The sequence below is a fragment of the Bacillus paranthracis genome, assembly GCF_001883995.1.
Taxonomy (GTDB): domain Bacteria; phylum Bacillota; class Bacilli; order Bacillales; family Bacillaceae_G; genus Bacillus_A; species Bacillus_A paranthracis.
The window spans coordinates 1-5,154 of the sequence record NZ_MACE01000014.1; the positions used below are offsets into that span (position 1 = coordinate 1).

Sequence of the window (5,154 nt, forward strand, 5' to 3'; positions counted from 1 at the left end):
GGGACCTTGTCCCTGTGAGAGTAGGACGTCGCCAAGCAACTAAAAACACAAGTCTTTTGACTTGTGTTTTTTCGTGTTTGGTAAACAATATTATACTGTTTCAATTATAGACGAACGTTGTATTCTGATGTCTTAATCATGGATATAGGTTCATCATACGCATTGAATATAAAACTATAATCGTTATTTGGCGATATTGGTTTAGTTTCTAATTCATAATAAATGTGACTGGGGCATATTGCGTTTTTTAACTCATCAATTACTAACCGTGCAAGATAGTTTGGAATGAATATGGTTTATAAAAATATACGATCCCTATACAGCATTGTCCAGTAGACATCTAGATTAATGGAGGGATGTTTAATTTTTAAATTGTGCCGTACGGTAAAGGCTAAAAGTGCTTGAAGGATATTCAGAGGGATTGCCACTATGCTATATTCAAGTAAGACAGAGGTGAAATGGATAAAAAACCGATATTTCAACTTGAATATCGGTTTAATAATATGTGACTTATATGAATCTATAGCAATACGAAAAGTGTAAATAAGACAGCTAACAAAATGCGATAGTATGCAAAAGGTTTTAAACCTATCTTCTCTAAAAGCTTCAGAAAAGTTACTACTGCTAGCATTGCTACTATAAAAGAGGTAATGAACCCTACTGCAAACATAGGGATGTCATCGACACTTAAATACTTCCAGCTTTTTAGTAAGTCTAAGCCTGTAGCCCCAACCATTACAGGAAGAGCTATTAGAAACGAGAACTCTGATGCAGTCTTATAATTTACTTTTGCTAATAGACCTCCAGAGATAGTAGATCCTGCTCTAGAAAAGCCAGGGTATACTGCTAAACATTGAAATAATCCAATTGTTAATGCTTGATGGTATGTTAAATCGTCCAGTGAGCAGGCGGTTGCCTCTTGCTTTTTTACTTCTGCAAAGATCATAAGAATTGCCCCTGCTACAAGTCCAATCACAACAGTATATGGCTGAAATAAGTAAGTTTTAATAACATCATGTAGTAGTAAACCAGCAACTACTGCCGGAAATACGCCAAGAAATACATGGAACGCGTTGAATTTATTCTCCTTCCGTAGAAGAGGCTTAATATTACATAAAGATACGAGACGTTTATGATATAAAATTGCAATAGCTAAAATTGCGCCTAGTTGAATAACAATTTCAAATGTTTTCGCTCTTTCTCCTTCAAAGCCTAATAAATGCCCGACTAATATAAGGTGGCCGGTAGAAGAGATAGGTAAAAATTCAGCTAACCCCTCTACGATACCGAGTATGAAGGCAATAATGATATCGCTCATAGTTTCACTCCTAAAAATTAATGAATGTCTACTCTCTTAAAATAGAATAGTGTTGCGATAAATCCGAAAATCGTTGTTGCTGCAATGATCATATAAGAATACTCTTGTGGATATGTGGGTTGTAATTCATTATTTGCGATATCTAAAGTGGCGATCCAGGGAAATAAATCTTTATGTTTGGAATTTACGAGCATAAGATTAGTCATTGTAATAATGACTGTTAATATAATAGGCGGTACATAGCTCTTCATTACAAGAGTTAATAGAACAATAGGTGAAGACAATAGAAAAAGAAGTCCACCACAGGTTAAAAATTTTAGGAAAGAACCTAAAAGTAAAGCAGTGTTAAAACCAGGGAAGTTCCCCAATAGCCCTAATATTAAAGTAAGCGACCAAGCAACTAAAGTTAGCATCATGATCCAAAGGAAAAGAATGATGAACTTACTTATAATAAAACTAATACGTGACACGGGGATAGTTAGTAAATTTTTTAATGTGTCTTCTGCATATTCACGGGTAAACAGATAAGCAACTACTACTCCATATAAGGGGAACCCTATAACTAAAGTAGTGTATAAGTTAACTTCAGTGAATAATTGATGGAACCAAATAGTCGGAGTTGGCTGTTTGGTTTTTATATGTATATAAGAAGCTACTACGACTAAGAAAGGTGCGACACCAGCCCCAATAATACTAATTAAAAACATATTAGAGCGTTTTAGTTTTAATAGTTCTGTATAGAGTAGGTTAACCAATTGTTCCACCTCCAACTAGTTTGGTGAAATAATCTTCTAATCTGTCTTCGCTCATCATCATTTTTAATACTTCAATATCATTTAGAACAAACGTTCTGTTGATGTATCCTTGTTGCCCGAAATGAGAGTAAATGCGAATATTCCCTTCATCATGTACCTCATAATCGAAAATTTGAAATTGATTTTCTAATAACATCGTAGCCTTACTGTCATTATTCACCTGAAATTCTATGTATTTACGGTTTGCTTTGCGTAGCGTATCAAGAGAAACTTCTTCTAGTAACTTTCCTTCGTGAATAATTCCGATACGATCAACTAACTGTTCTACCTCGGCTAATATGTGACTAGAAATGAGTATCGTTATATTCCTTTCTTGAGCTAAAGAATGAATAAGTTTTCGCATTTCTTTAATCCCGATGGGGTCTAGTCCGTTAGTTGGTTCATCTAATATAAGTAGTTCGGGATAATGGAGAAGGGCGCGTGCAATTCCTAAACGCTGCTTCATGCCTAAAGAATACTTTCCCACTAACTTTTTTGTTTCATGTTGCAAGCCTACTATTTCTAACGCTTCTTCAATAGCATTCTTTTTGTGAACCCCAATTATCTTTGCGTTAATTAATAAGTTTTCTTTTGCAGTTAAGTTTTCATAAAACCCTGGAACTTCAACGATAGAACCAATTCTACTTAAAATATCTTTTTGATTTTGAAATAAGTCCTCTCCGAATATTTCGATAGTTCCACTTGTAGGCTTTATAAGACCGAGTAGCATACGAATGGTTGTTGTTTTACCAGCACCGTTACGACCTATGAATCCATAAATCTCTCCCTGTTGAACGTTAATATTTAGATTATCTACGGATTTTTGATTGCCATATACTTTAGTAAGATTAGTTGTTTTTATAATTGTATTTATAGGAGACACCTACTTTCTATAAGTTCTTACTTACATGATAAGCAGGAAGGTTTAACTGCATATTAATCATTTCTTAACTATTTCTTAAAAGTATTGTGTTTTGGAATGGAAAATCCAAAAGTGGTTCTTTCCCATGGATTACTTTCAACCCATATATGCCCGCCATTCTTTTCAACGAGCGCTTTAGAAATAGAAAGTCCGAGACCGCTACCACCAAAAGAGGAGTTTCTTGATTGTTCGCTTCGGTACATTCGCTCAAATATGTTTTGCAAATCATGTTTTGGAATACCAGGGCCTTTGTCCCAAATAAGAAGTTCATATTCTGTATCGGTTTCTAATAGTTCGACTCCTACTGTTTTCCCATCCTTTCCGTAATAAATAGCATTTTTCATTAAATTACCTATAATTCGTATAAGGCTAAGTTGATCTGCCATGATAGGAAAAGTAGATTCTGGTATGAGAATTTGTAGTTCAATATTATGTTTTGAGAGCTCAGGTAAAAATTCAATCAAAACTTCTCTAGTAACTTCAGAAAAGTCGAGTTCTTCTTCTTTTAGTGGAAATTCGTTAGCATCTAGCTTCGCCATATTGAATATCTCATCAACTAGGTGCTTCAAGTTATTTGATTTCATATAAAGTATTTTAAGATATTCTTGCTTTTCTATTTCAGAAGCAGCAACCTCATCTTTTAAGGCATCAATATAGCCAATAATGGAGGTAAGTGGTGTTCGTATATCGTGCGAGATACTAGACAGAAGTTTTTTTCTAGATTCCTCAGACCTCTTTGCTTCAATCCGAACCTTTTCTAATTCAGCTATTAGTTCGTTTATTGAAAAAACGATATTATGTAATGAACGATCATTGCTTGTAAATAATCTTGCTTGTAAATTACCTTTTAGTACACGACTTAATTTAGTATCTATTGATTTGCGGTGCTGAATGAATTGTATTCTTGAAAAGAAGAGATACATTGTAATTAAGATAAGGGTAATAAATAAAGATATTTTTACCCTTGGGTCCATTTGTATATTTAAAAGCCCGCAAATGATAAGTTGTAATGAAATAAGGAAAAGGGTTTTATCAGTCTTCAAGCTGTTCACCTACAAACTTATAACCAATTCCCCATACAGTCTGAATGAATTTTGGGTTGGAAGGATCGACTTCTATTTTCTTTCTAAGTTTTCGAATATGTACCATAACGGTATTGTCATCTTCTATATAATTATCGTCCCACACATTTCGGAAGAGTTGTGTTTTTGTAAATACTTGTCCTGGATTTGAAGTGAAGAATTTTAATAGTTCCAGTTCTTTTCCGGTTAAGTTAATTTCTTCTTTGTTTGTATGAACTGTATATGTATTTAAATCAATCAATAGGCCTTTAAAAGTTAGAGTTGTTTTCTTTTGTATATTAGCGTCACTTCCAAGAACTAAAAAACGCCGCATAAGAGCTTTTACACGTGCAATGACTTCATGAATACTGAAAGGCTTTGTAATGTAATCATCAGCACCAATGCTTAAACCTAAAATTTTATCAACTTCATGATCTTTAGCGGTTAGCATTAATATCGGTACGTTCGTTTTATCTCTAAGCTTTCTACATACTTCAATACCATCTACTTTCGGCATCATAAGGTCTAGTATAACGAGGTTATAGTTGTTTTGATTAAATAATTGTAAGGCTTCATCGCCATTAATCGCAGTATCTACCATATATAATTCTCGTTCCAAATATATTTTTAATAAATTTCGGATTTCTTTATCATCGTCTGCTATAAGGATACGTATATCTTTCATATCTTCACCTGCTTCTAATAGAGTTCATTGATAGTACAACAACCCCCTAATTATATAATATTATTTGTTAAAATAAGGTTAATAGTTTTGTTGGAGGGAAATGTCCACGTAAATTAAATTGAATATGTGTTGCAAAAATGAACTAATGAGAAGCAGAAGGTAGTTTCCGATAATGAATTTTTGCGGGGATGTATCTAGCTAAAAGAGCATAAAAGCATGTAATTAAATATCTTTATAAAAAGGTATTGACGATTGCTACTTAGAGGTGTAATATAGAACAAGTCGCCGATGACAACAACGTCGAAAGCGACAAACGAAATAAAAAACTTAGTTGACATTGAAAGATGAAAATGTTAACATAAGGAAGTCGCAAA

The 5,154-nt window shown here is 33.7% G+C and carries 5 protein-coding genes; all 5 read right to left on the reverse strand.

Annotation, left to right across the window (positions count from 1 at the left end):
- Window positions 1–520: 520 nt before the first annotated feature.
- The 5 genes from uppP to BAQ46_RS05185 all read right to left on the reverse strand — a co-directional run bounded on the left by uppP (window position 521) and on the right by BAQ46_RS05185 (window position 4,780).
- The gene (gene uppP / locus BAQ46_RS05165; RefSeq protein WP_001279966.1) at window positions 521–1,318 is read right to left on the reverse strand and encodes an undecaprenyl-diphosphate phosphatase UppP; all 798 of its coding nucleotides are present in this window, start codon (window positions 1,316–1,318) and stop codon (window positions 521–523) included.
- 17 nt (window positions 1,319–1,335) lie between these two features.
- Window positions 1,336–2,073 (reverse strand): ABC transporter permease, encoded by a 738-nt coding sequence (locus tag BAQ46_RS05170; protein ID WP_071741732.1) that lies wholly within the window; start codon window positions 2,071–2,073, stop codon window positions 1,336–1,338.
- Window positions 2,066–2,995, reverse strand: coding sequence for an ABC transporter ATP-binding protein (locus BAQ46_RS05175; protein ID WP_000074574.1), 930 nt, complete (start codon window positions 2,993–2,995; stop codon window positions 2,066–2,068). Before BAQ46_RS05175 ends, BAQ46_RS05170 begins: the two co-directional genes overlap by 8 nt.
- A gap of 68 nt (window positions 2,996–3,063) precedes the next feature.
- Entirely contained in the window at window positions 3,064–4,077 is a 1,014-nt protein-coding gene (locus BAQ46_RS05180) for a sensor histidine kinase (protein ID WP_000845341.1), read from the reverse strand.
- Entirely contained in the window at window positions 4,067–4,780 is a 714-nt protein-coding gene (locus BAQ46_RS05185) for a response regulator transcription factor (protein WP_000651988.1), read from the reverse strand. The genes BAQ46_RS05180 and BAQ46_RS05185 overlap by 11 nt, the downstream gene beginning before the upstream one ends.
- Window positions 4,781–5,154: the final 374 nt, after the last annotated feature.

Bases quoted from the DNA above. Each gene is read 5' to 3' on its own strand.
- BAQ46_RS05185 (WP_000651988.1), bottom strand. From the start codon at position 4,780: ATGAAAGATATACGTATCCTTATAGCAGACGATGATAAAGAAATCCGA.
- uppP (WP_001279966.1), bottom strand. From the start codon at position 1,318: ATGAGCGATATCATTATTGCCTTCATACTCGGTATCGTAGAGGGGTTA.